The sequence below is a fragment of the Salmonella sp. 32100201201700099SM genome (genome assembly GCF_017572645.1).
GTDB lineage: Bacteria > Pseudomonadota > Gammaproteobacteria > Enterobacterales > Enterobacteriaceae > Salmonella > Salmonella enterica.
Genome location: NZ_JAGERQ010000001.1, coordinates 596131 through 621416, shown reverse-complemented (window position 1 = coordinate 621416; position 25286 = coordinate 596131). Strand labels below are relative to the sequence as shown.

23 protein-coding genes and 3 pseudogenes are annotated in these 25286 nt (G+C 48.0%); 12 read left to right on the top strand and 14 right to left on the bottom strand.

Annotation, left to right across the window (positions count from 1 at the left end):
• Positions 1 to 90: 90 nt before the first annotated feature.
• Entirely contained in the window at positions 91 to 1221 is a 1131-nt protein-coding gene (locus tag J4685_RS03165; RefSeq protein ID WP_000529517.1) for a GGDEF domain-containing protein, read from the bottom strand.
• A gap of 395 nt (positions 1222 to 1616) precedes the next feature.
• Between J4685_RS03165 and J4685_RS03160 the strand changes: the two genes are divergently transcribed.
• Positions 1617 to 3596: an alkyl/aryl-sulfatase gene (locus tag J4685_RS03160; RefSeq protein ID WP_001237396.1), complete on the top strand. Its 1980-nt coding sequence runs from the start codon at positions 1617 to 1619 to the stop codon at positions 3594 to 3596.
• 408 nt (positions 3597 to 4004) lie between these two features.
• Here the strand turns inward: J4685_RS03160 and J4685_RS03155 are convergent, their stop codons facing one another.
• The 3 genes from J4685_RS03155 to J4685_RS03145 all read right to left on the bottom strand — a co-directional run bounded on the left by J4685_RS03155 (position 4005) and on the right by J4685_RS03145 (position 5834).
• A complete protein-coding gene (locus J4685_RS03155) occupies positions 4005 to 4619 on the bottom strand; it encodes a disulfide bond formation protein B (RefSeq protein ID WP_000848061.1) in 615 nt (204 codons plus the stop codon).
• 9 nt (positions 4620 to 4628) lie between these two features.
• A complete protein-coding gene (locus tag J4685_RS03150) occupies positions 4629 to 4787 on the bottom strand; it encodes a DUF5993 family protein (protein WP_000480735.1) in 159 nt (52 codons plus the stop codon).
• A gap of 132 nt (positions 4788 to 4919) precedes the next feature.
• Positions 4920 to 5834 (bottom strand): DMT family transporter, encoded by a 915-nt coding sequence (locus tag J4685_RS03145; RefSeq protein WP_001233452.1) that lies wholly within the window; start codon positions 5832 to 5834, stop codon positions 4920 to 4922.
• A 600-nt stretch (positions 5835 to 6434) separates the two neighbouring features.
• Here J4685_RS03145 and J4685_RS22410 point away from each other — a divergent pair.
• Entirely contained in the window at positions 6435 to 6539 is a 105-nt protein-coding gene (locus J4685_RS22410; protein WP_306292161.1) for a DUF4113 domain-containing protein, read from the top strand.
• A 583-nt stretch (positions 6540 to 7122) separates the two neighbouring features.
• Here the strand turns inward: J4685_RS22410 and J4685_RS03135 are convergent.
• Positions 7123 to 7545, bottom strand: a pseudogene (locus J4685_RS03135) (tyrosine-type recombinase/integrase); the annotation flags it as partial.
• Positions 7546 to 7614: 69 nt separating this feature from the next.
• Here J4685_RS03135 and J4685_RS03130 point away from each other — a divergent pair.
• Positions 7615 to 8810 (top strand): annotated as a pseudogene (locus J4685_RS03130) (IS256 family transposase).
• A gap of 145 nt (positions 8811 to 8955) precedes the next feature.
• Here J4685_RS03130 and J4685_RS03125 read toward each other — a convergent pair.
• Together J4685_RS03125 and J4685_RS03120 are read right to left on the bottom strand one after the other, a co-directional pair.
• A complete protein-coding gene (locus J4685_RS03125; RefSeq protein WP_000490064.1) occupies positions 8956 to 9096 on the bottom strand; it encodes a hypothetical protein in 141 nt (46 codons plus the stop codon).
• 165 nt (positions 9097 to 9261) lie between these two features.
• Positions 9262 to 9531 carry a hypothetical protein gene (locus J4685_RS03120; RefSeq protein WP_011233024.1) on the bottom strand — a complete coding sequence of 90 codons (270 nt, stop codon included), beginning with the start codon at positions 9529 to 9531 and terminating at the stop codon, positions 9262 to 9264.
• Positions 9532 to 9901: 370 nt separating this feature from the next.
• On the opposite strand from J4685_RS03120, the gene J4685_RS03115 reads away from it, so the two are divergent.
• Positions 9902 to 10321, top strand: coding sequence for a GNAT family N-acetyltransferase (locus J4685_RS03115; RefSeq protein WP_000354404.1), 420 nt, complete (start codon positions 9902 to 9904; stop codon positions 10319 to 10321).
• Positions 10322 to 10696: 375 nt separating this feature from the next.
• On the opposite strand, the gene J4685_RS03110 is transcribed toward J4685_RS03115, so the two are convergent.
• Together J4685_RS03110 and J4685_RS03105 are read right to left on the bottom strand one after the other, a co-directional pair.
• Positions 10697 to 11173 carry a hypothetical protein gene (locus tag J4685_RS03110; RefSeq protein ID WP_000030943.1) on the bottom strand — a complete coding sequence of 159 codons (477 nt, stop codon included), beginning with the start codon at positions 11171 to 11173 and terminating at the stop codon, positions 10697 to 10699.
• A gap of 328 nt (positions 11174 to 11501) precedes the next feature.
• Positions 11502 to 11896, bottom strand: a pseudogene (locus tag J4685_RS03105) (DUF1398 domain-containing protein).
• A gap of 682 nt (positions 11897 to 12578) precedes the next feature.
• Here J4685_RS03105 and sopE2 point away from each other — a divergent pair.
• From sopE2 to pphA, 4 genes are all read left to right on the top strand, one after another.
• Positions 12579 to 13301 carry an SPI-1 type III secretion system guanine nucleotide exchange factor SopE2 gene (gene sopE2, locus J4685_RS03100; RefSeq protein ID WP_001284212.1) on the top strand — a complete coding sequence of 241 codons (723 nt, stop codon included), beginning with the start codon at positions 12579 to 12581 and terminating at the stop codon, positions 13299 to 13301.
• A gap of 284 nt (positions 13302 to 13585) precedes the next feature.
• On the top strand, positions 13586 to 13750 hold the full coding sequence (locus J4685_RS03095) for a hypothetical protein (protein ID WP_001134855.1): 165 nt from the start codon (positions 13586 to 13588) through the stop codon (positions 13748 to 13750).
• Positions 13741 to 13956, top strand: coding sequence for a hypothetical protein (locus J4685_RS22670; protein ID WP_024131546.1), 216 nt, complete (start codon positions 13741 to 13743; stop codon positions 13954 to 13956). Before J4685_RS03095 ends, J4685_RS22670 begins: the two co-directional genes overlap by 10 nt.
• 17 nt (positions 13957 to 13973) lie before the next feature.
• Positions 13974 to 14624, top strand: coding sequence for a protein-serine/threonine phosphatase (gene pphA, locus J4685_RS03090; protein WP_000986171.1), 651 nt, complete (start codon positions 13974 to 13976; stop codon positions 14622 to 14624).
• 18 nt (positions 14625 to 14642) lie between these two features.
• Here pphA and J4685_RS03085 read toward each other — a convergent pair whose 3' ends face one another.
• The 5 genes from J4685_RS03085 to yebS form a co-directional block, all read right to left on the bottom strand.
• Positions 14643 to 14834 carry a YebW family protein gene (locus J4685_RS03085; protein ID WP_000457838.1) on the bottom strand — a complete coding sequence of 64 codons (192 nt, stop codon included), beginning with the start codon at positions 14832 to 14834 and terminating at the stop codon, positions 14643 to 14645.
• Positions 14835 to 14944: 110 nt separating this feature from the next.
• Positions 14945 to 15181 carry a YebV family protein gene (locus tag J4685_RS03080; RefSeq protein WP_024131167.1) on the bottom strand — a complete coding sequence of 79 codons (237 nt, stop codon included), beginning with the start codon at positions 15179 to 15181 and terminating at the stop codon, positions 14945 to 14947.
• Positions 15182 to 15297: 116 nt separating this feature from the next.
• Positions 15298 to 16737 (bottom strand): 16S rRNA (cytosine(1407)-C(5))-methyltransferase RsmF, encoded by a 1440-nt coding sequence (gene rsmF / locus J4685_RS03075; RefSeq protein ID WP_011233026.1) that lies wholly within the window; start codon positions 16735 to 16737, stop codon positions 15298 to 15300.
• A gap of 77 nt (positions 16738 to 16814) precedes the next feature.
• Positions 16815 to 19448 carry a PqiB family protein gene (locus J4685_RS03070; protein WP_001529852.1) on the bottom strand — a complete coding sequence of 878 codons (2634 nt, stop codon included), beginning with the start codon at positions 19446 to 19448 and terminating at the stop codon, positions 16815 to 16817.
• Complete coding sequence (yebS, locus tag J4685_RS03065; protein WP_001207289.1) at positions 19417 to 20700, bottom strand: membrane integrity lipid transport subunit YebS; 1284 nt, start codon at positions 20698 to 20700, stop codon at positions 19417 to 19419. Before yebS ends, J4685_RS03070 begins: the two co-directional genes overlap by 32 nt.
• A 128-nt stretch (positions 20701 to 20828) precedes the next feature.
• Between yebS and J4685_RS03060 the strand changes: the two genes are divergently transcribed.
• The 4 genes from J4685_RS03060 (at position 20829) to htpX (ending at position 25253) form a co-directional block, all read left to right on the top strand.
• On the top strand, positions 20829 to 21326 hold the full coding sequence (locus J4685_RS03060) for a GAF domain-containing protein (protein WP_001518229.1): 498 nt from the start codon (positions 20829 to 20831) through the stop codon (positions 21324 to 21326).
• Positions 21327 to 21423: 97 nt separating this feature from the next.
• On the top strand, positions 21424 to 22110 hold the full coding sequence (gene proQ, locus J4685_RS03055) for an RNA chaperone ProQ (protein ID WP_000431401.1): 687 nt from the start codon (positions 21424 to 21426) through the stop codon (positions 22108 to 22110).
• Between the two features lie 19 nt (positions 22111 to 22129).
• Positions 22130 to 24178, top strand: coding sequence for a carboxy terminal-processing peptidase (prc, locus tag J4685_RS03050; protein WP_001091231.1), 2049 nt, complete (start codon positions 22130 to 22132; stop codon positions 24176 to 24178).
• Between the two features lie 193 nt (positions 24179 to 24371).
• Positions 24372 to 25253, top strand: a complete 882-nt coding sequence (gene htpX, locus J4685_RS03045; protein WP_000984498.1) for a protease HtpX — start codon at positions 24372 to 24374, stop codon at positions 25251 to 25253.
• Positions 25254 to 25286: the final 33 nt, after the last annotated feature.

Here is a 25286-nt window from a genome sequence, read left to right as displayed (position 1 = left end):
TCCGACTGTCTTTTTTGCTTCCAAATATTCAGTTTTAATTATCTGAGTATGGCAAGGTGATCATCTGTATCAAACACCGGGCAACTGGTTTTACTTTACCCAACGATTACGTCCCTGTTGTTTAGCCCGATAAAGGGCCTCGTCCGCTCTGGCAATAATGCCGGTAACAGTGTCACCGGCTGTGGAAAGGGTGATGCCCATGCTGACGGTGACCGTTTCGCTAACCGCAGATGCTGCATGTGGCAGTGCGGTTTCACGCAGGTTTGTCTGAATACGTTGAGCAACCAGTGCTGCTTCATTCAGCGACGAAGAAGGCAGCACAACGACAAACTCCTCGCCCCCGTAACGTGCCACCAGGTCTGCCGGAGTACGAATCGACCTCTTCACTACACAGGCCACCTTTGCCAGACAGGCATCGCCAGCCTGGTGACCATAATGGTCGTTATAGTTTTTGAAATAGTCCACATCGAGCATGATCAGTGCAAACGGCTCCGTCTGGCGGAGAGCACCCCCAAGAAAACTTTCCATTGAACGTCGATTAGCGGTCCCGGTCAGTGCATCCTGGTGAGCCATAACGTCGAGACGCGCAATAAGCATCCGGTTTTCCTGGTAACGCAACCAGGCTTCATCAAACCAGCGCTGCAGGATAAAGCGACCATAAATGAGTATGGCGGTAAGAGTAAGCCAGACTAATAAAAACCGGATATTCATATACTGGTTAAGCTGCACACTGGCCAGTAGGGCGGTCAGCCATAACGGGACGATGAAAAGTAGCAACGCTGGCAGATGATAATAAAGCGCAGCCAGCGCGGTAAGCATAAGGATGACACTGAGAGGCCAGGCAAAAGGCAGCTGCCACCAGACAATAAAACAGTAGCTACAATAGCTCCACATCAGACTGAGAATCAGTAGCATCACCAGACAAAGAGGAGTAAATCTGGTCGGAAGGCGGTAAATGAAAAGGAGTATCAGGAACGAAAAAACAATAATACTGCCCATAATATCGTCTATTAAAGGCAGTATTCCAGTCTGTGCACTGATCGACTTGTCAAAGTCACTGATGAGTATGTGGCGAAATAAAATGATAAGCGCAAAGCTGATATTCACAAATGTGAACCACGGAATACTTACACGTAGCGCTTGCCTGACCATATCTTTATGATCCTGCCATACCCTTCCAGCACTGGAGGTACGGCGCCTGTCGTCCGAATCCTGCCCCATCCTTAATCGCCTCATATAATGAATAATTACTATCCAGTGTAGTGCGGAGATACTTCACGGTGAAAAATGGAAAAGCTATCAGGCCAGGCTGCATTTTTGGCTGATGAGATGATTTTTGCTCCACAGTGACGAACTTATAGTCACAATTCCTGTAGTAGGGAGGAGAATTATAGTGTCTCCCGGAAACTGGAAGCGAGCTTACCCCACTTACTAAAAGAGGATGTAACTGGCAGACGTAAAACACGATTTATTTGTATCCATAAATAGCGAAATGTAACGTTTTGGTTATATTTAAAAGAGAGAAAATGGTCAGCAATAACTTTAATTGTTTGAATTAACAGATAATTAATCGACCAGGCTGAGTGATACAGAATATTTTTACATGAGGGGTACAAATGAGACTTAAGTTGATCGTTAAAAGTTTTGTGCTGGCGGGGCTACTCTCTTCCTCTGCGCTGACACCTTTATTTGCACAGGAAGCCCCAAAAGGTGCCACTGCTTCAACCAAGCAAGCTAACAATGCGCTTTATAACCAACTTCCTTTCTCTGATAACACCGATTTCACGAATGCCCATAAAGGCTTTATTGCTGATTTACCTGAAGAGGTGATTAAGGGAGAGCAAGGGAATGTCATCTGGAATCCACAGCAGTACGCTTTCATAAAAGAAGGGGAAAAATCTCCTGACACTGTTAACCCTAGTCTGTGGCGTCAGTCCCAACTAATCAATATCAGTGGCTTGTTTGAAGTAACAGACGGCGTCTACCAGATTCGTAACCTTGATTTATCCAACATGACGATTATCGAAGGTAAAGAGGGGATTACGGTTGTCGATCCGCTGGTTTCTGCGGAAACAGCCAAAGCCGGTATGGATTTGTATTTCAAAAACCGTGGCAATAAGCCTGTTGTCGCCATCATTTATACTCATAGCCATGTTGACCACTATGGCGGTGTGCGTGGCGTTGTCGATGAAGCGGACGTGAAATCCGGCAAGGTGAAAGTGTATGCGCCTGCTGGCTTTATGGAGGCAGCAGTAGCCGAGAATATTATGGCCGGCAACGTGATGAGCCGCCGTGCCAGCTATATGTATGGCAACCTCCTGAAACCAGATGCCTCCGGCCAGGTTGGCGCCGGACTGGGGACGACCACCTCTGCGGGGACGGTGACACTGATTGCGCCCACTAATATCATTGATAAAGACGGCCAGAAAGAAGTGATTGATGGCCTGACTTACGACTTTATGCTGGCCCCTGGTTCGGAAGCCCCTTCGGAAATGCTGTGGTTCATCGAAGAGAAGAAACTCATCGAAGCCGCAGAGGACGTCACTCACACCCTGCATAACACTTACTCGCTACGCGGTGCAAAAATTCGTGAGCCGTTGCCGTGGTCGAAATATATCAACGAAGCTATAGTGCGTTGGGGTGACAAAGCTGAAATTATTATGGCCCAGCACCACTGGCCGACTTGGGGTAACGAGAATGTTGTTGGTCTGCTGAAAAGCCAGCGAGACCTGTATCGTTATATCAATGACCAGACTCTGCGTATGGCCAATGAAGGTCTGACTCGCGACGAAATAGCGGCCAACTTCAAACTACCGGATAGCCTGGCAAAAACCTGGGCCAACCGCGGCTATTACGGCTCCATCAGCCATGACGTAAAAGCAACGTATGTGCTGTATCTCGGTTGGTTCGATGGCAATCCGGCAACCCTTGATGAGCTGCCACCCGAAGAAGCGGCTAAGAAATTTGTTGAATATATGGGCGGTGCCGATGCGATTCTTCAGAAAGCCAAAGCAGACTTTGACCAGGGGAACTACCGTTGGGTTGCTCAGGTGGTGAGTAAGGTCGTGTTTGCCGATCCAAATAACCAGAATGCACGTAACCTTGAAGCCGATGCGTTGGAACAATTGGGGTATCAGGCTGAATCTGGTCCATGGCGTAACTTCTACCTGACCGGTGCGCAGGAGCTGCGTAACGGTGTGGTTAAAGGTCCGACGCCAAATACAGCAAGTCCGGATACCGTTCGGGCAATGACCCCTGAAATGTTCTTCGATTTCCTGGCTGTACATATCAACGGTGAAAAAGCGGGTAATGCCCGGGCGGTGTTTAATATTGACCTTGGCAGCGACGGCGGAAAGTACAAGCTTGAGCTGGAAAATGGCGTGCTGAACCACACGGCTAATGCTGAAGCGAAAGACGCTGATGCCACGATTACTCTGAACCGTGACACGCTGAATAAAATTATCCTGAAGGAAGAAACTCTGAAGCAGGCTCAAGATAAAGGAGAAGTCAACGTTACCGGTAATGCTGCGAAACTGGATGAGATGCTGGGCTATATGGACAAGTTTGAGTTCTGGTTCAATATAGTTACACCATAAATAGATTCCCTGCGGCGTCAATGCTGCAGGGAAGTTACTTCAGACAATTCTGTACGTTTTTCATACTCGATTTTTCCTTCATTCTTTATATCTTGCTTCATTTTATGTATTTGCTGCTGAAGCACATGACCCTGATGCCAGTCAGTCCTGATTCTGTTATGCACAGCCTTTTTCATCAGATGACAGTAACTGGTTGTTGCGTGATTCAATGGTCTGCGAGTCTGGTCAACATGCTTTTAGTTAGTTAAATGTGATTCTACTAATTCGTAATGCGAAGGTTATAAGTTTGATTCCTATTATTGCACCATTTCAACGTTACTGAAACTTCCGTGTTAGCCCATAACCATTCCAGTTTCTACAAGACAGGTGCTTGCTATATATTTACCAATCAGTCATTTTAAAAGTGCGTCATAACCGGAGAACTGTCCTCGTCAGGAGGCCTGTTTTCAGAAAGGCAATATCCTGCTTCGACAGTAGCTTATATGTGACCGGGTTAGCAGCACATTCCCCTCCGCCACATTCCAGTACAGTTGAAATAAGGTTGGCAGTAATCAGTAATAGAAATACCCAACCGACAATACTGAACAGGTTCGGATTAATATTCAATGAACGAAATGCAGCATTCATGCTACTGATTGCCAGAACTACCGCAACAGCAATAATAATGAGAATTGACGTAATCAGAGTCCAGGTATAAAAGTGTAATCCAAAAAATGCAGAACCATATCCTGTGTCACCGGGCATGATATGCAAACACATTTGCCGGGATGCCATAACTCCGGTCAGGATACTGCCAATAATTACCATCCCGTAATGTATACCTCGTAGACCAAAGCAGAGGTTAAATAAAAAGCCAAAACCGGCGATGATGAGGCCAGCCCGCTGTAATAAGCAAATTGGACAAGGCAGCTCATGCCTAACGAGTTGATAATAAAAGGCTACAACCAGAGCAACGCATATCCCAAGGAGTCCCACCTGATTAATCAGATGAACAAATGTTATTGGATGATGATGCGTTTTCATACACACTCCTTAAAATGACAAAGTCAGCGAATTGGTCATATGATGAATGAATGATAAAATAGTGACGATGAGTAAAACGGCCCACAGAATGTAGCTGACTTTATCCTTTCTGTTTATGGCCCCCATTGCCACGCTCAGTGCAAGCAAGAATGGCAGAAACATGAACATAAAAAACTCCTTTATTACATTGCTTGTTAATATAATCGCTGTGTATTACCGGGTCTGTATTCCAGCTTATCCACCCCGCATTAGCCGGAGCTCAGTAAGGCTTCAGGAATTATTTGCGTTATTATAAATCGATTATTCCTGTGATGAATTATCCCGGCATCTGCTGGTTACAGGGATATTTCTGGCGACAAGAGTAAGAAATATCCCGATAGCTAATGGTATAATAAGCAGCATTGAATGTGTTGAAATAGCATATCCATAAATATAGTCTTCCAGACTTACCGCAATCAGCGGAAAGATAAGAAATACAAGCGAAGCCTGGAAGGCATTAGCCTTTTGCTGAAGCGCAAAGTAGCACAGGATACCAAAAACTCCAGCAAAAGCCCCGAGATACAGAGTAGCTAATATTGAGTGTACTGAGAAGGTTGATACTTGTGGTCTTTCAAAAAACCATCCTGTCGCAGAAAGTATCAACCCAGCTAAAAGGCACGGGAGCGCATTAAATGTGATAACAGAGACAGTACAACTTCTTTTCTTACATTGTGTATATATTATGGCATGGATTAACACAGCAGAAATAAGCGCAGTGATACCCTGCCAGTGACTCTCTGTACTTGTATTCGCTTCTTCAAGAAGTATCCCCGTCAATGCAGTGATTGCGATAGTTAAGCCCGCGATCTGCATTAGTTTCGCTTTTTCATTTAGAAACAAAACCGATGCTATCAAAACGGCCACAGGCATATTCGCAAAGATAATGGCGGCAAGCCCAGAGTTGACATAGGTTTCACCATAAATCATTAGTGAGAAAGGAATAGAAAAATAAAAGATGCAAATCACAAACTGGAATAATCGTTGTCCGGGAGGAAATAACAGTGTTTTTTTTCTTAACCATGCAATGATGATTAAAAAAGGTGCTGCAAACATAAACCTCATTCCGGTTGCAAACACTGGAGGGATAGTTTCAACGGCAATTCGCATAGCCAACCATGTAGTCCCCCAGGTCAGTGAAACTAGCATGAATAATATAGATATCGACACCTTGCGCATAAGATCCTCTCCGTAAAAAAATTAATTTAGCTTTTTAGCTAGAAAAAAGTAGCGTTTTCTTCACTGTGTTTTTTATATGTTTAGATAAAAATTTCTCTATCAGAAGACGCAGTTATGCTGAATGAGAAAAATAAGAAATGACTCAGGCTGTTACCACACGATTGTCCACTGCGCCTGCAAGACCTGGCAGCAGTTGTCGATTTAATATCTATTCTTGCTGGAAGGAATAAAACGCCTTGAAGATGAAGAGCTCATCATTAGTCGGGTTCTCTTGTTGAGCCAGGACAAGTTTAACTTATCGCTTTCAACCCTTACGATGATAAATGATCTTATCCACCCATAATGGACATACGGCTAAATGAGTAAATTCTCAAGTAAGAGGCAGGATCTGTATCAACCAGTAAGAAGCCCCGGAAACAGCACCGGCGGAATTCCGTCAGGAAGCTCTGAAACTCGCTGAATGTACGTTGCCCGCGAACGATTGTTAATCAGCGCCATAGCAAGAATAATTGTTTGTTTCACAAGGAGATAGAAAAAACTATAGCTTTGCGCCGGGGCGGAGGCAGGAGGAGATAACTCGTTGTAATAGAATGTTTTTATATGACGACCTTAAGAGAAATGCTTTCGCCTCGGTATACCACCCGCTATGAAGACCTGCTTCAGGTTAAGTGGCAGTTTATCCCGATTTTCACATTCCTGATGTAATGGAACCGCAGCCACATCGTATGCAAGAACGGGCTGCGGCAAGCTGGCGATCGTTCGATAGTGCGAGTATTGAATGGTTGCCAGTTGCGGCGGATTTTACTTGTTCAGGATGACTAACTAATGTGTTTAATCTGAAACTAGCCACCTGTTCAACTTTTCGCGATCGCTTTTGTTGGCATCACTATTAAGCCTTCGTCTACATGGGTATTTGGCATCGAGAGTCCCCCAATGGAAGAGGGGAGAGATGTATTGGGCAGTGAGTTTGTTTGGTCGGGGGATTTATACGCAAAATGGCCCGAAATACGTCCGAATTAAAACGTAAAAAGTGATAACTAATTGAATCTATTAGAATCAAAAATAACGTGTTCTAATCGTTAAAATCACTTAATTAATATATAACATTATGAATTTAAAGAGAAAGAACAATTGTTGCCGTAAACAGGAATCGTATTCGGTCTCTTTTTGTTTTCTTTATAAATCAAGTAATTACAAACTCTTGTCCGAAATTTGTCCGAATTTCTGTATTCGGTCTTTTTTCTTTATACCACGATAAAACCTGATTTAACATTTTTAAAACAGAAAATCAGAGCATCATGTATGCCTTTTCGTCACGTCCATCAAGGTATATTTTTGTTGTGTTCTCTGAAGTATGTCCCAGGAGTTTCTGAGCAAACCCTTCGCCGTAAGCGTCTTTATACAGTCGTCCGGATAAGCTGCGGATCTCGTGAAACGGCGGTGGGTTTTCACTGAAATTTATTCCGGTCAATTTTCGTGCCGCAACAAATTTTTTAGTCAGGCTATTAGGATGAATACTCCCGTTCGGGCTGTTTTTGCGTATGCCAGCGCTGATAAGGTATTCGCTACGGCTTACCAGGCGGCAACGCTCAATCACCGTACTGAGGCGTAAACCCATGGAAGGAAGGTTGAGCGAAAGTGGCAGAGCGATTTTCATCCCGGTCTTGATTTGCTTAACGTACAGTCGCTCATCAATAATGTGACTGAACTGAGACTGTAATTAAAATTGTGTAATTGCCTGTTTTTGATATGTTCACTCCAGTAACGGGGACAGGCAATTATGAACGAAAAGAAACTCAAAGCCCTTGCGGTTGAACTGGCTAAAGGCCTTAAAACCGAAGCCGACCTCAATTCGTTTTCCCGTATGCTGACGAAATTAACCGTCGAAACGGCGCTCAATGCGGAGCTGGCTGACCACCCCGGGTATGAGAAAAATGCGCCCAAAACAGGCTCAAACACCCGTAATGGCTACTCGTCCAAAACGGTGTTATGCGATGACGGCGAGATAGAACTCAACATACCGCGTGAGCGTGAAAACACCTTCGAACCACAGCTGCTTAAGAAGCACCAGACGCGCATTACGCAGATGGACAGCCAAATTTTATCCCTCTACGCCAAAGGCATGACTACCCGCGAAATCGTCGCCACCTTCAAAAGAGATGTACGACGCCAATGTGTCACCCTCGCTGATATCTAAAGTCACCGACGCCGTAAAAGAGCAGGTCACTGAGAGGCAAAACCGGCAACCGGATGCGCTGTACCCCATTGTTTATATGGACTGCATTGTCGTCAAAGTCCGTCAGAATGGCAGCGTAATCAACAAAGCCGTCTTCCTGGCACTGGGTATCAACACCGAAGGCCAGAAAGAGTTACTGGGTATGTGGCTGGCCGAAAATGAAGGCGAAAAGTTCTAGCTAAGCGTGCTGACGGAGCTGAAAACCCGGGGCGTTCAGGACATCCTGATTGCCTGTGTGGATGGTCTGAAGGGCTTCCCGGATGCGATAAACAGCGTCTTCCCGCAGCCCCATATCCAGCTGTGCAGTATCCACATGGTGCGTAACAGCCTGAAATACGTAGCCTGGAAAGGCTACAAAGTCGCCACCAGCGGCCTCAGGCCCCGACCGAAGAGGCGGCACTGATGGCGATGGATGCGTTCGCGAAAGCCCGGGACGATAAATATCCGCAAATCAGCAAAAGCTGGCGTGCGCACTGGGAAAACCTCAATACGCTCTTCAGTTATCCGCCGGATATCCGCAAGGCCATCTACACCACAAACGCAATCTAATCCCTGAACTGCGTGATCCGTGCCGCGATTAAGAAACGCAAGGTGTTCCCGACGGGTGACTCAGTACGAAAAGTTATTTATCTGGCGATCGAGGATGCGTCAAAAAATGGAGTATGCCGATCCAGAACTGGCGGCTGGCGATGAGCCGTTTTATTATCGAGTTCGGTGACCGCCTGAGCGATCACCTTTAATAACTGGGCAGTTACACAGAATTACTGACAGGCTCATTCTTTTGTGTTGCGCATCTCTGTTTCTATTGTTTTAGATAGCCATGAGAGCTCCGTTGCTGAGAATTTTAGTCGTGGGGTTCTTTCTTCTGCACCGGGTGGGCGCATTTCAAAACTGCAGGAACATCTGCTGAATACTGTATAGCCCTGTATATCGCATGTTGTTGAGGTCAGAGTGCAATTCCTCGGTACTGGCTTGTTCTGTATAGGTCTGGAGATTTATGGGTAGTGTCCTCTTGGACCTGAACATATGTTTTTGATTGAAAATGGCATCGTGTTTTATCCTTTACGCTGTGAAATGTTGTTTTGTGCCCTTCCGTTGTGATTGGTGATGCGACGGGATCGTCCATGCACCCTTCCTTTTATTGACGGCGTATCAGTCCATTGATGCCATGCTTGCTTAATTTGTCCAGCATCAGCAAGCCGTCGTTTTCTTTCTGCTGCAATTCAAGCAACTTAAACCGTATTTCGTTAAGTAAAGGTTTAATAACTCCGCGCTTGCGAACCACCTTTCTGATAACGTCTTTTTCGAAGTATAAACGGCAGAAGTGATTTTCATAATTCGCCTACACTCTTCACCCAGCGCTGGCAAATCTTCAACGCTGAAAGGCTGGGGAGAAGGGCGTCCAGTTGCTGAACGGAGAGCGTACCAAACGCCCTGATTCCACGCGTTATCAAACTTCATACCGTGGTCATCATCCAGACAAGGCGCTTGAGGTTGCACATATCTTTTGGGGAAAGAGGTTCGGCGGTGGATACTGGATATCCTGGATCGGGAAGTGGGTTCCACTGGTGCCAAATACAGTGGGCTGGTAAACCGGGTGGATACCTCAAATCCTGACAGGCCAGAGTATCAGCCTGATAAAATCGTATTACTGATTTCTAACCAGTGGCACATTAATTGTACCAGCTCAGACTCCAACTGACAGTTTGCTTTAAGCGAGTAGCGGACGTGATCTGCCCCGCAGGAGTAAAAATAAACTTTCTATTGATACATTTAATTAACTTATTTATAACGTTATATTCCAAATGCAAACTTGTTCAATTGGATATGTATGGACATTCAAATTACACATCAAGTTACTGAATTTGATAAAGAAGAACTATTAGCCGGATTAAGAAGCTACAATGCTCAGTTCGTCGATTTTAGTAAAAATGGGCAGCTTGGGGTCTACTGCAGAAACGAAAGCGGCGAAATGGTAGGCGGATTAATTGCTGACAGAAAAGGTCCGTGGCTTTGCATCGACTATCTTTGGGTAAGTGAATCTGCAAGGAGCCGCGGTCTGGGGAGTCAACTTATGGAGATGGCCGAAAAAGAAGGTTTGCGGAAAGGCTGTGTTCATGGACTTGTAGATACCTTTAGCTTCCAGGCTCTCCCTTTTTATGAAAAACAGGGTTATATACTTCAAATGTCGCTACCGGACTTTCCTAAAGTAGGTTCGCAAAGGCATTATTTAATTAAGCCTGATTTATAGCTTTGCTGCATTTGAATACCCATAGCCTTATGAAAGCTGCAATCAGGTAACTTTATAATATATCGTACTGTTGGCCTGTACACACCATGATCAGCGTCCGCTTCTGGCACAGAGCGGACAGTCAGATTAGGTTTGGCGCTGTGCCATAGATATGTCAGCTCACATTTGAGCTAATACCTCCTGGCATGGCTAGAGGTACTCAGACAGCCGCTTGCAGGCGGCATGGTACGGATACAAAAACATATTGCGCTGTTATATAAACTGTAAACTGGGCTGTGCGTATAATACGAATCTTTCACTCAGAGAAACCTGCTGACAGCGTTAGTACTCCATTAATAAATCTCTGTGGTATGGCACAGGCGTTTAGAAGACAGGTCAATTGCGATCTGCTGGCTGGGATTTCGTCGCGCCGCTCAAAAATGCACAGAGTTTTTCACCCGCCGTCAATGTCTCAATGGGCGTTTTTCCGAGGGCGGTCTCAGTCATGACGATGGCAGGACCAATAAGCATGGACCATACTTCACTCGCGTCTTGCTCAAGCGATGTGAAAGCAAGGAACAGTGTTTTATCTGAAGGAAAGCGGTGCTGAGTATTAAAAAGTTTCAGCCAGGCGCGGGACTGCCGGTCGGCCTGTGCTGATCGCGTGCCGAAGCGGAGTACTCTTTTTAGTATGGCGATACCCACAATGCCAGGCCCCAGAATAAAGGGACTCCCGACGTTTATGGTGACGCCGACCCCGAGAAAAATGAGGGCGAATGACAGCACGTTATCTACTCTTCTGGTAAGAGTACTGTACAGCTTTTCCAGAGAGTACCGGTAAAGAATTTGATAACTGATTTCATCCTTGCTCATACATCTCCAGATGTTTTTTCGATTACGCTCCGGTATGCTCCCGGAATCCTGACAGATTCTGCAATTATGCCACACTTTCAGGAGGGTATTAATTAGATAGAATATAAATAGCAGGCAAATATTTTGAGCTTTTAGTCGATATCGCTTTGAAAATCATTTCTCCTGCACCAGGAGATGCTGTTGTCGAGCATCGTGTCAAACGTTGTTGCATCGGTCGGACTGCACAGGGTAACTCTCGCAGTCAGACTCTCATTATGGTCTCTAAATGGATAACCCGCAGTCGTAACACGCCGGATGTCACGACTGACGCTATTATTACCCTGGCTTGTTAAAGCGGCATGACCACATTTTTATATATAATAATTGGTTGTCTTTCGACCAGTATTGTCGAGTTTTTTGGTTTAATTCAACAATCCATTTAAAAACGCCTGCCGTTGCCAGATCGGTACAGTATTTTTCATAGGAATGCTCCCCCGAAAAGTGTTTAGCTGAAGTCAATTTTATTAATTGCGTATTCGGTGTTGAATTGACTTTAATCAGCTTTCTATTGCTTTTAATAGAAATGAAGTGGCCTGCATGAGTGATAATTTTCACATTACCGGTAGCAACAAAATAAATGTAATAAGCGATATTATTATATTCCAGATCGATTAGAAATGTGTTGAAATTTGCATCCTTTCTGACGCGCTCGAAAAAGTGGTTAAGCATGAGCTGTAATTCCATTTGTTAACCTATTGTAAGTTATAATGTTATATGTTGTGTTAGAGTATTGTTGCTTAAAAGCAGCCATACAAAGATGTTACCTAAAAGCAATAATAATCGTGTGGTATCATATAGTTTACGTTATGATTGGAATAGTGTTGCAATTGTTACTGATTATTTCTTGTAGCGCGTTTTTTTGACCACTAATAGATGAGTCAATCCATTTCATTTGTAGTTCTTCTGAACGCCATGAAAAGTCATAATATATAAAAATCAGTTAATTAACTGATGTCTCGACAATGATTACAGTGGCGGAGAGGTTTGGCGTGGCGACTTTATAGGTTTTGAAAAAGCGGCTAACCCGCAGGCAGGATAATTGACAGTCAGCCTGTGAATGGGGGCAAAATCGTAACAACATCAGCATAAATAATAATATTCATGAATGTTTTGTGTGACGCAGCAGTTGAATTGAAGTGATGTTTTGCCTGTTCAGGATTGTCCCGGTAAAAATGTTCCTGGATAAAAGTCGATCACCTTGCGCCGAAAAAAACAGGCTAAGTGACAGAAGAACAAAATTCATCAGGAAAATAAAATCTATAAAGATCAATAAATAAAAATGGTTGTGGCGAAGGTGGCTATTTTTTGAAAGCAAGAAATATAAATAAAGTGTAGCTCTGCATAGGTACCCAAAAGGAGAACTACCGTGGCTAACATAACACTATCCACCCAGCACTACAGAATCCATAGAAGTGATGTTGAACCAGTAAAAGAAAAAACAACGGATAAGGACGTTTTTGCAAAAAGTATTACTGCCGTTAGAAATAGCTTTATCAGCCTGTCGACGAGTCTGTCAGATCGCTTTAGCCTGCATCTGCAAACAGACATACCGACTACCCATTTTCATCGTGGGAGCGCCTCTGAGGGGAGGGCAGTATTAACCAGTAAAACTGTTAAAGATTTTATGCTGCAAAAGCTCAATAGCCTGGATATCAAAGGTAATGCGAGTAAAGATCCGGCCTATGCTCGTCAGACATGCGAAGCCATGTTATCAGCCGTGTACAGTAATAATAAAGATCACTGTTGTAAATTACTCATCAGTAAAGGGGTCAGTATTACCCCCTTTCTGAAAGAGATAGGAGAGGCTGCGCAGAATGCGGGGCTACCTGGGGAGATAAAAAACGGCGTATTTACTCCAGGTGGGGCAGGGGCGAATCCTTTTGTCGTCCCCCTCATTGCTGCAGCGAGCATTAAATATCCACATATGTTTATAAATCATAATCAGCAGGTGTCTTTTAAAGCGTATGCTGAGAAAATCGTTATGAAAGAGGTTACGCCGCTGTTTAATAAGGGGACGATGCCAACGCCACAACAATTTCAGTTAACTATAGAAAATATTGCGAATAAGTATCTTCAGAATGCCTCCTGAAGATAGTAAATACAATACTGCTATTAACTATATGAATTAATAGCAGATTTTCTGAAACTATATATTCATTTTTATGGCGACGCTTTTAACAAAACGTCGTCATCTTTATTTTAATATAAAAATCAAATGGATACCCTTAAAACTTAAAATAATTGTTATTACTCTAAATACCGGCATAACCAGACAGTTTTTTTTGAAACACCGCGTGTTGTTAAGTCTATGATACCCGCGCACGGATGATGTCTCGATAAGGATTAATGGTCTGTTAACTGTCAGGAGAGGTTATGCCGCCTTTAAAAAAAATTGTGCTGCGCCTGTTTGTGGGGGCGATGGTCGCCACGGTAACGACACCTGCATTGGCGCTGGTTTGCCTTGCAACTCACTCAGCTAAAGAGTGTGCTGAAGCCTGTGGTGTCGATATGTGGTTTATGTTTCCGATATGTTTTTAAGGAGGGAGAATATTGAAGGTGAACAGGCGATAGTGAGTAGCTCGCTGCGCCAGGGGATAACACTCCCCTGGCGCAGCCAGTTATATTTTATTGCGATAATAACAAAGCATTTACTCGCTACTGATGAAATTCGCTATTTACAACAGAGCACGTTTACTAAGCAAAAAAATCTGCACACGCTATCTTTTTATATCTGTCCTGGATAATGAACGACAGGAAAAATATGATGCGGCCTGAAGAGATTTATCAGCGAATAGAGGCAAAGAATTGGCGGCATGTCTGGGTGGTCGGCGATATTCACGGCTGTTTTTCAATGTTAATGAAAAGGTTACGTGAGTGTCGATTTGATCCGCAACAAGACTTGTTAGTTTCTGTGGGCGATATCATTGATAGAGGCCCGGACAGCCTGGGTTGCCTGGCTTTACTGCGTGAGTCCTGGATGACGGCGGTTCGCGGCAATCATGAACAGATGGCGCTGGATGCGCGGGCCTCATCGCAGTCGACGCTGTGGTTGATGAATGGTGGCGACTGGTTTACCCGCCTGACCGCTGAACACGCTGCGCAAGCTGAAGCGCTTTTTATCCTTTGTCAGCGACTGCCCTGGATACTGGAAGTTCGCTGCCGCCATAGCACGCATGTGATCGCTCATGCTGATTACCCCGCGTCAACCTATCAATGGCAAAAAAAAATCGATTTACATCAGGTTCTCTGGAGCCGCGAACGGCTCATAAATAAGCGCGGCGGGATTAGCGGTGCCGATCATTTTTGGTTTGGCCATACGCCGTTGCGTCAGCGCATGGATTTCGCCAACGTACACTATATTGATACGGGCGCGGTATTTGGCGGGCAATTGACGTTAGCGCGGATACAATAGCGGTATCAGCGACCAGGGTTAAAAATCGCTATATTGCTGCGCAGGCCGCCAGAAGCCATCGATAAAATCCTCTACCGGAAAACAGCCGCCATGGCGAATCCGTTGATCGTCCATCGAATAAAGACATTGCTGCTCGGTATCGTAGATGTCCACGACAATATCCTCGCATCCTCCATCCAGGTAACATACAAAAAGTACCAGCGCGAACATTACATCCTCAATGTTAACTACTTTACATGATAGTGTAGGAGAGGTTAGCGCAGGGGGGAAATGAGAAAAGGAAGAATAAATAACCCGCCTGGCGACGGGTTCTTTTTGAGTCAGGCAAGACGCATGACCCAGGCATCAGATTTAGGATCGTAATGATTACGGAACAAAACGGAATGTTCCCCGTTGAGAATGGCGGGAACGCTGGTTTCGGCATCCCAGGCGTCCAGTTGCATACATAAATCCGGATCGGATTTACAGGGGATAGTTAACGTTCGCTCCCCCGGCGATTCGCCATGTAATTCGGCATCGTCGATTTCAAAAGCGCCAATGCGCACACTGGTTTTCATCATCGTGCTCTCCGTTAATACGCTAATTGTGGTACGACCAGTTTAGCCGTCCATTTTTCAGCGTAGTCAACGTACGCAAAAGCGCCAGTCAAAAAGTGCGGTTTTTTTGTGCGCTTTTAGCTATTACCAGTAAAGAGTTTGCCATCCCGCACCAGTTCACGCGGGTAACTGTTCTTTATTCTGGCGCCGATACGTTTTGCCAGACCAAGCGGCTGATGCTGGAACGTCACCAGGACATCATCAGCGGCAGGGGGTGTTTGCGGATAAATATCCCGACCACGATACCACTCCTCCGCCTCTTGCGCAGAAAGTTCGAACGCGTGAGCATGAGTCGGGCAGGCAAGGGCTATCGTCGCCTCATGTTGCCAGCGATAGCCTTTATTATGACTTTCGGCCAGCTTAATACCGAGCCGGGAAAAACGGACTTTTCCGATCAGTGATTCAATCTCTGCCGGGAACAGCCAGACCTCTTTTTCACGCTGCCAAAGATGGAGATTTTCATCCCATAGCAGTCCGACGGCGTTGGCCGCCTGGGTAACGTTTAATGCTTCGCGGCCTTTGAGGGGGGTAAAAGGAAACGCCCCCACTTTATACCCCGGCGCGGGCATGGCTGGAAGGGATGACATTTTACGCAGACGTGCGACGAAGAATCCTTCGCAGTCGTAAATTTGCGGGAAGACGTGCAGGAAGCCTTCCGGGGTGAGGGCGCGGTCAGCGTCAGGAAACAAATCACCCAGCGGCAAAAATTCAACGGCGTCGGCGTAGGTCTCTTTCAGCCAGAGGCAGACATCTTCGTTTTCCTGGCGATTTAACGTGCAGGTGGAGTAGACCAGCGTGCCGCCGGGTCGTAAAGCATGAAAAGCGCTGTCGAGCAGTTCCCGCTGTGTCGCCGCGATATCCAGATTGCTTTCTGGCGACCAGTTTTTTAGCGCATCAGGATCTTTACGTACTACGCCTTCGCCAGAGCAGGGCGCATCCAGCAGGATAGCGTCAAACATCTCCGGTAACGCAGCGCCAAATACGCGGCCATCGAAATGCGTCAGCGCGGTATTGGCGATTCCACATCGGCTGATATTAGCGTGCAGAACTTTGACGCGGCTGGCCGAAAATTCGTTGGCCAGAATGGCGCCGCGGTTCCCCATGCGGGCAGCGATCTGCGTGGTTTTGGAGCCAGGCGCCGCTGCCATATCCATGACCCGCTGCGGATGATTATCATCGGCGAACAGGGCCGCGACCGGCAGCATCGAACTGGCCTCCTGAATGTAAAACAGGCCGCTTAAATGCTCAGCGGTACTGCCAAGCGGCAATGCCTCTTCATCATCGCGCTCGATCCAGAATCCTTCATGACACCACGGAATTGGCGTGAGCGACCAGCCGTAGGGCGCGATTAGGGCAAGGAAATCAGCCACGGATATTTTAAGCGTATTGATGCGTATACTGCGGCGCAACGGGCGTTGGCAGGCCGAAATAAATTCATCAAAAGAGAGCGTGGAAGGCATTGCTTCACGCATTTGCGTCAGAAAAGCGTCAGGAAAATAGACAGCGTGTTGAGCCACAGGTGTATCGCCGGCAAAAAAACAGGCGCGCAGTGTAGCATAAAACGCTCCGGCGCGAGTACGCCGGAGCCTGGTGTTTAACGTGGCAGAGCGGTACCCCATTCACGCCACTCTTTCGGTTCGCTCTCTTGTAACAGGAAATGCTTACCGGCTTGCGCTTTTGGCGCCAGCGGCGTACCTGGTGGAGTAGCGAAGGCGATACCGCCACGGATGAATTGATTAAATGTCCCCGTTTTCACCACGCCGCCTGTCAGACCAAAGTCGAGACTATAGCCGGAGGCAAGCCAGAATACGGAGTTATTACGCACCAGATATTGGTAACGCTTACTGATGCGCAAGGTGATCATCACGCGATCGGAGAGCGACCCCAGGGACATTCCGGTGACGGTTCCTACTTCGATACCGCGAAACAGGACGGGGGTGCCAATATTAAGCGAGCCTGCTTCTGGCGCCTCCACGACGATGCTTAACCCATCCAGATAGCGTGAGTCGGTAATCGTGGCTTCCTGCAGTTCAAAGTCGCGCCGTGCCGCGCCGCGTCCTGGCTCAACGTTAATATAGGGCTGGAGAATCGTATCCAGATGCTCGACGCCCGCCGCGGAAATTTGTGGCGTAATAACGGAAAAACGTGTCCCGGCGCGGGCAAATGTCTGTACGTACTCCGGATAAAGTACGGCTTTTGCCTGCACTTCATTACGTGCGGTGATCAATTCCAGCGTCTGGATCTGACCGATATCAATACCGAGGTAACGAATGGGCATCCCCTCCGCCAATTTTCCGGCGTCGAACGCGTGCAGCGTAATTTGTCCGCCTACCGCGCGGGCGGAAGTTTCTGAAGCATAAAGAATGCGTTTATCGCCTTTGCGCCGACTGGCGCTGGCGCCGCTCAGGTTATCAAAACTAATGGCCCCTTTCAGCGCGCGGGAGAGTGGCGAGGCCTGTACCGTTAGGCCGCTGCCGTTAAGTTGCACTTTCGCGCCGCCTTCCGCCCAGAACACGCTATTGCTGGTTAACAGGTGGCGATACTCCGGCTTAATATGCAGGTCGATGTCAAAGGTATTGGCGCGTGGGCGAACGGTGATGACTTCGCCTACTTCAAATTTTCGATACAGCACGACGGAACCTGCCTGGACATCCGGCAACGTTTCGGCCGTCAGCGTTAAGGTGGTAGTCGGTAAGTCACTGAGGCTATTTTCCAGCGCTTTTTCCAGGTTAGCATAGAGCGGGTAGGTGGATTTCATCTTCCCGCTCGTACCGGGTAAAATACGAATTCCGCCGTCAATCCACTCGCTGGCGCTGGCGCCGAGGAACTCTACGCCGTCAAGGCCGACTTTGACATCCACCCGGCTGTTGACCACGAATTTACTGTCGCCCTGTACCAAATCCCGGTGCTGCGGTTCAATCGCGACGGTGAATGACACGCCTTTACTGGATAAATTGCGCTCAATGACCTGGCCAATTTTTACACCATGTAAAATTAACGGCTGGCCCGGTTCGATGCCGTAACTTTCCGGGGCCGTCAGCGTCAGGGTTAAGGCATTCGCCTCATGCAGCAGGGCTTTTTCACCCGGCACCACCACAAATTCACTGCGCGGTTCGCCGTCGCCCGGCACCAGTTCGAAGGTTTTTCCGGTTAACAACGAACTGATATTCGCGTCACTTAGCGACAGTTTGGGATTGCGTAACTCAATGCGCGTATTTTCCCGCATCAGCGGAACAACGCTGGGATCGACGGTCATCTCTCCGGTGACTTTACCGCCAGGGTTGAGCGTCAGTTTAGAAAGCTCACCCACCTCCAGTCCCTGGTACATGAGCGGCGTAGATTCCGCCTTCAGACCGTCTCCGCTGGGCAGCTCAAGTTTAACGATTACCCCTCGTTGGCTGTGGGCTAAATCTTTATATAAGCCGAACGTGTCATCCTGGGCGGCGGGTTTGGAATTGTCCGGCGAATCAAACGCAATCGCGCCATTGACCAGGGCCGCGAGGCTCTCCAGTTTCACCTTCGCGCCGCTCAGGCTTAGATCGGCGTCAATGCCGGAGACATTCCAGAAACGGCTGCCTTTTTTCACCAGATCGGTAAACCGTCGCTCAATCAGAACGTCAATCGTCACGCCCTGTTTGTTAGGGTTAATCGAATAGTCATACACCCGTCCGACAGGGATTTTACGGAAATAGACCAGTGAACCGCTATTAAGCGAACCGAGATCCGGCGCATTGAGATGAATCATCAGATCGCCGTTGCTAAGCCGGTATTTAGGCTGTGTATCCAGGGCGACGAAATGATCTCTGGGCTTGCCTTTACCTGGCATCATACCGATGTAATTCCCGCCGACCAACGCATCCAGGCCGGAAACGCCCGCCAGCGAGGCTTTGGGCGTCACCAGCCAGAATTGCGTCTCTTCGCGCAACGCATCTTCCATATCTGATTTGATACTGACGCGAACTTCAATTTTGCGCAGATCTTTGCTCAGACTGACATCTTCCACGGTGCCGACTTCTACTCCCTGATAACGCACGGGAGTCCGGCCTGGCACGATACCATCCGCCGACATAAAATCGATAGTCACGCTATTGCCGCGATCCTGGTAGCTATCCCATACTAGCCACCCTGCGATCATTAGCGCGATAAGCGGTAGCAGCCAGAAAGGTGAAATACGGCGTTTGGTTTTAATTTGCGCTTCAGTCTTCGAAGCGGGCGTTTCCTGACTCATGTGCATCCCAAAGTAAGCGGCTATCCAGCCATTCCACTGCAAGAATAGTCAAAATTACCGCTGCGCCGAAATAAAACGCAGCCGGTCCCATAGTAAAAGCCAGAATCTGATCGCGATTAATCAGAGACATGGTTAACGAGATAACGAAAAGATCCAGCATCGACCAGCGGCCTATCCATGTCACCAGACGCAGCAACAGAATTCGCGTCCGCAGTCCCTGTTCGCATTTAAAATGGATACTCAACAGTAGCGTAAACATCACGATGACTTTGGTAAACGGCACCAAAATACTGGCGATAAAAACGACGGCGGCGACGGCGATATTGCTGCTGGCAAGCGACATAATGCCCGACAGGATAGTATCTTCCTGACGCCCGCCATTAATGTAGATTACCGAGATAGGCAGCAGGTTTGCCGGCAGCAAAAAGACAATAGACGCCAGCAAGGCCGCCCAACACTTCTGTATGCTCTGTTTTCTGCGTAACCGTAGCGGAATATGACAACGCGGGCAGCGTCCTTTCGCATCCGGATAGCCGCTAAAGTGGCAGCCAAGACAGACGCGCAATCTTTCGTCCGCACGTTGAGCAGGGCGCTGCGGATAAAATCGTTCCCATAGTTGCTCCACATTCAAATGAATCATAGTCAGAATGCTAAGAACCACCAACGAGACGAACGCTAAAAGCCCGATGCCCGGCTGCAGAAAGGCATAGTCCTGCACTTTGATAGAGGCAACGCCAATACCGACCAGATAGATGTCCAGCATCACCCACTCTTTCAGTTTTTCCAACATCAGCAGGACTGGACGCAGATTCATGCCGAGGAGGCTGCCAAACCACAGGTAAGCAATTGAAAAAACGAGAATAAGCGGCGCGCCCATCACGCAAAAGAGCACCATTGCGGCGGTTAACGGATCGCCCTGCTGCGTCATTTGCCAGATGCCGTGCATCACATTGGCATCAATGCGTACGCCCAACAGGTAGATATGGAGTAACGGTTCGCTCCAGGCAAACGGCATCAATAGCAGCATGGTTACCGCCATCGCGGTCAGCCGCGTCAGCGACCAGTCGCGCCCATCGCGAATTTTGGCCTGGCAACGAGGACAATAAGCGCTTTGATGAGCGCTCATCTCCGGCAAGCTGAACAGCATGTCGCATTCAGGGCAGCGCTGGTAGTGGCTGCGCGGCAGCGCTTCGCTAATTGACCTGAACGTTAGCTTTTTTGTTGGCGTGACGTGTGAGGTGTTCAGAGCCATGTATCGTGAATCAAAGTGTTAGAATAATGTAATCTTAACTCATGACAGGAATAATCTTGAGCAAGAACGCATTTAATGCTTATTTTAATAGCCTGTGTTTAGGAGTAAGACCACGGAGTGATTATATAATGAGCAAAACAGAACTATACGCGGCGTTAAACCGCGATTTTCAGTCGTTAATGGCAGGTGAAACCAGCTTTCTGGCCACGCTGGCGAATACCAGCGCGCTACTGTTCGAACGTCTTACCGAGGTGAACTGGGCGGGATTTTATCTCCTCGAAGGCGATACGCTGGTGTTGGGGCCGTTTCAGGGGCGAATCGCCTGTGTGCGGATTCCGGTTGGTCGCGGCGTGTGCGGCGCAGCGGTAGCGCAGAATAAGGTTCAACGTATTGATGATGTTCATGCGTTTGACGGCCATATTGCCTGTGATGCCGCCAGCAACGCCGAAATTGTGCTGCCTGTCACGGTTGGGGAACGGATTATCGGCGTGCTGGATATAGATAGCACGGCGTTTGGCCGTTTTACCGAAGAAGATGAACACGGCCTGCGTACGCTGGTCGCACAGCTTGAAACCGTGCTTGCAACGACGGATTACAAAAAATTCTTTGCGAGCGTCGCAGGATAATCAACGGATAACGTAGCAATTACTGATGGCGTCATTATAATGACGCCTGTTCATGCCTGCTGCTTGTTGGCTACGTCCGTTGTAATCAGGAAATTTCATGGAAAATCAACCTAAGTTGAATAGCAGTAAAGAAGTTATCGCGTTTCTGGCCGAGCGTTTTCCTCACTGTTTTAGTGCGGAAGGCGAAGCTCGCCCGCTGAAAATTGGTATTTTTCAGGATCTGGTAGAGCGAGTTGGGGGCGAAATGAACCTCAGCAAAACGCAACTTCGTTCCGCTTTACGTCTTTATACTTCAAGCTGGCGTTACCTGTACGGCGTTAAGCCGGGCGCAACGCGCGTCGACCTTGATGGCAATCCGTGCGGCGAGCTGGAAGAACAGCATGTCGAACATGCGCGTAAGCAGCTTGAAGAAGCCAAAGCCCGTGTTCAGGCGCAGCGCGCAGAGCAGCAAGCGAAAAAACGCGAAGCTGCCGCAGCGGCTGGCGAAAAAGAAGACGCGCCGCGACGCGAGCGTAAACCTCGCCCGGTAGCGCGTCGTAAAGAAGGCGCTGAACGTAAACCTCGCGCTGATAAACCGACGACGAAAGCGCCGCGTGCGCCTCGCGAAGAGAAGCACACGCCGGTTTCTGATATTTCAGTATTGACCGTAGGGCAGTCCCTCAAGGTGAAAGCGGGTAATAATGCGATGGATGCCACCGTATTAGAAATCACCAAAGATGGTGTCCGTGTACAGCTGAATTCGGGTATGTCTTTGATTGTACGCGCAGAACACCTGGTGTTCTGAAACGGAGGCCAGGCCTGGCATGAACACTTTTTTTAGGCTTACCGCGTTAGCTGGCCTGCTTGCATTAGCAGGCCAGTCCTTCGCCGTGGAAGATATTACGCGTGCCGATCAAATTCCCGTACTAAAGGAAGAGACGCAACATGCGACGGTGAGCGAGCGCGTAACGTCGCGTTTTACCCGCTCCCACTATCGCCAGTTCGATCTGGATGAGGCATTTTCGGCAAAGATTTTTGATCGCTATCTGAATCTTCTCGACTATAGCCACAACGTTTTGTTGGCGAGCGATGTCGAGCAGTTTGCGAAAAAGAAAACCGTGTTGGGCGATGAGCTGCGCACGGGTAAGCTGGATGTTTTTTACGATCTTTATAACCTGGCGCAAAAGCGCCGGTTTGAACGTTACCAGTACGCGCTAAAAGTGCTGGAACGGCCAATGGATTTCACCGGAAACGATACGTTTAACCTGGACCGCAGTAAAGCGCCCTGGCCGAAAGATGAGGCTGAGCTAAATGCGCTGTGGGATGGTAAAGTGAAATTCGATGAGCTCAGTCTGAAACTCATCGGCAAGAGCGACAAAGAAATTCGCGAAACGCTGACGCGTCGCTACAAATTCGCTATTCGCCGCCTGGCGCAGACCAACAGTGAAGATGTGTTCTCGCTGGCGATGACCGCTTTTGCGCGTGAAATCGACCCGCATACGAATTATCTTTCTCCCCGCAATACCGAGCAGTTTAATACCGAAATGAGCCTGTCTCTGGAAGGTATCGGCGCGGTGCTGCAAATGGATGACGATTACACTGTCATTAACTCATTGGTCGCCGGCGGCCCAGCAGCGAAGAGCAAGTCGATTAGCGTCGGCGATCGTATCGTCGGCGTAGGGCAGGCCGGAAAACCGATGGTCGACGTCATTGGCTGGCGTCTTGACGATGTGGTGGCGCTGATCAAAGGGCCAAAAGGCAGCAAGGTTCGACTGGAAATACTGCCGGCTGGCAAAGGGACGAAAACGCGTATTATCACGCTGACGCGTGAACGGATTCGTCTTGAAGATCGCGCGGTTAAAATGTCGGTGAAAACCGTCGGCAAGGAAAAAGTTGGCGTACTGGATATTCCAGGCTTCTATGTTGGCTTGACCGATGATGTCAAAGTTCAGCTTCAGAAGCTGGAAAAACAGAATGTTAACAGCATCGTTATCGATCTGCGTTCAAACGGCGGTGGGGCGCTGACGGAAGCCGTTTCGCTTTCCGGTCTGTTTATCCCTTCTGGTCCGATAGTTCAGGTGCGCGACAATAACGGTAAAGTGCGTGAGGATAGCGACACCGACGGCGTGGTCTACTACAAAGGCCCGCTGGTGGTGCTGGTCGATCGTTTCAGTGCTTCGGCATCGGAAATCTTCGCTGCCGCGATGCAGGATTATGGTCGCGCGCTGATTGTCGGTGAGCCAACCTTCGGTAAAGGGACGGTACAGCAATATCGTTCGCTAAACCGAATTTACGATCAGATGCTCCGCCCGGAATGGCCTGCGCTGGGTTCGGTGCAGTACACCATTCAGAAGTTCTACCGTGTCAACGGCGGTAGTACGCAGCGTAAAGGGGTCACGCCGGATATCATCATGCCGACTGGCAATGAAGAGACGGAAACCGGAGAAAAATTTGAAGATAACGCCTTGCCGTGGGATAGCATTGATGCGGCGAAGTACGTGAAATCGGACGATTTGGCCCCGTTTGGCCCGGAATTATTAAAAGAGCACAACGCGCGTATCGCCAAAGATCCTGAGTTTCAGTACATCATGAAGGATATCGCACGTTTCAATGCCATGAAGGATAAGCGCAACATCGTCTCTCTGAATTATGCGCAGCGTGAGAAAGAGAACAATGAAGAAGACGCTCTGCGTCTGGCGCGTATTAACGATCGGTTTAAACGTGAGGGTAAACCGTTGCTGAAGAAACTGGACGATCTGCCAAAGGATTACCAGGAGCCGGACCCATACCTTGATGAAACGGTGAAGATTGCTCTGGACCTGGCGCATCTTGAAAAAGAAAAACCAGCGGAGCAGGCGGCAGCCGATAAGTAACGCTAAACAGGCACAAAAAATTGTGCCTGTTTTTTTTTAACAAGCGCAGAAGTCGTCAGGATAATGCTACAAAATGTAAAGTTGTGTTTTTCTCGTGACTTACCGCCTGGTGATGCTTGAAAATAGCCATAAGACCCATACGATGTGGGTAATCGCATAGTGCGCTTTGTTAAATTGAGGTTAAAAGAAAATTATGATGCGAATCGCGCTCTTCCTGCTGACGAACCTGGCCGTGATGGTCGTTTTCGGGCTGGTTCTGAGCCTGACAGGGATACAATCGAGCAGCGTGCAAGGCTTGCTGATCATGGCGCTGCTGTTTGGTTTTGGCGGTTCTTTTATTTCATTGCTGATGTCCAAATGGATGGCGTTAAAATCCGTAGGAGGGGAAGTTATTGAACAGCCTCGCAATGAAAGAGAACGCTGGTTGATGAACACCGTAGCAACGCAAGCGCGCCAGGCTGGTATCGCCATGCCGCAGGTTGCTATCTACCATGCGCCGGACATTAACGCGTTTGCGACGGGCGCACGCCGTGACGCCTCATTGGTCGCTGTGAGCACCGGTCTGTTGCAAAATATGAGCCCTGACGAGGCGGAAGCCGTCATTGCGCATGAAATCAGCCATATTGCCAATGGCGATATGGTGACGATGACGTTGATTCAGGGGGTGGTTAACACCTTCGTTATCTTTATTTCGCGCATTATCGCGCAAATTGCTGCTGGTTTTCTGGGCGGCAACCGTGATGAAGGCGAAGGAAGTAACGGTAATCCGCTAATCTATTTCGCCGTTGCGACGGTGCTGGAACTGGTCTTCGGTATTCTGGCAAGCATTATCACCATGTGGTTCTCCCGTTACCGTGAGTTTCATGCCGATGCGGGATCGGCGAAGCTGGTGGGCCGTGAAAAAATGATTGCCGCGTTGCAGCGCCTGAAAACCAGCTACGAGCCGCAAGAAGCGACCAGCATGATGGCGTTTTGTATTAACGGTAAATCGAAATCGTTAAGCGAGCTGTTTATGACGCACCCACCGCTGGATAAACGCATTGAAGCGCTGCGTAGCGGTGAGTACCTGAAATAATAAGCCCACTGACAAGTATGAAAAGCGCGTCGA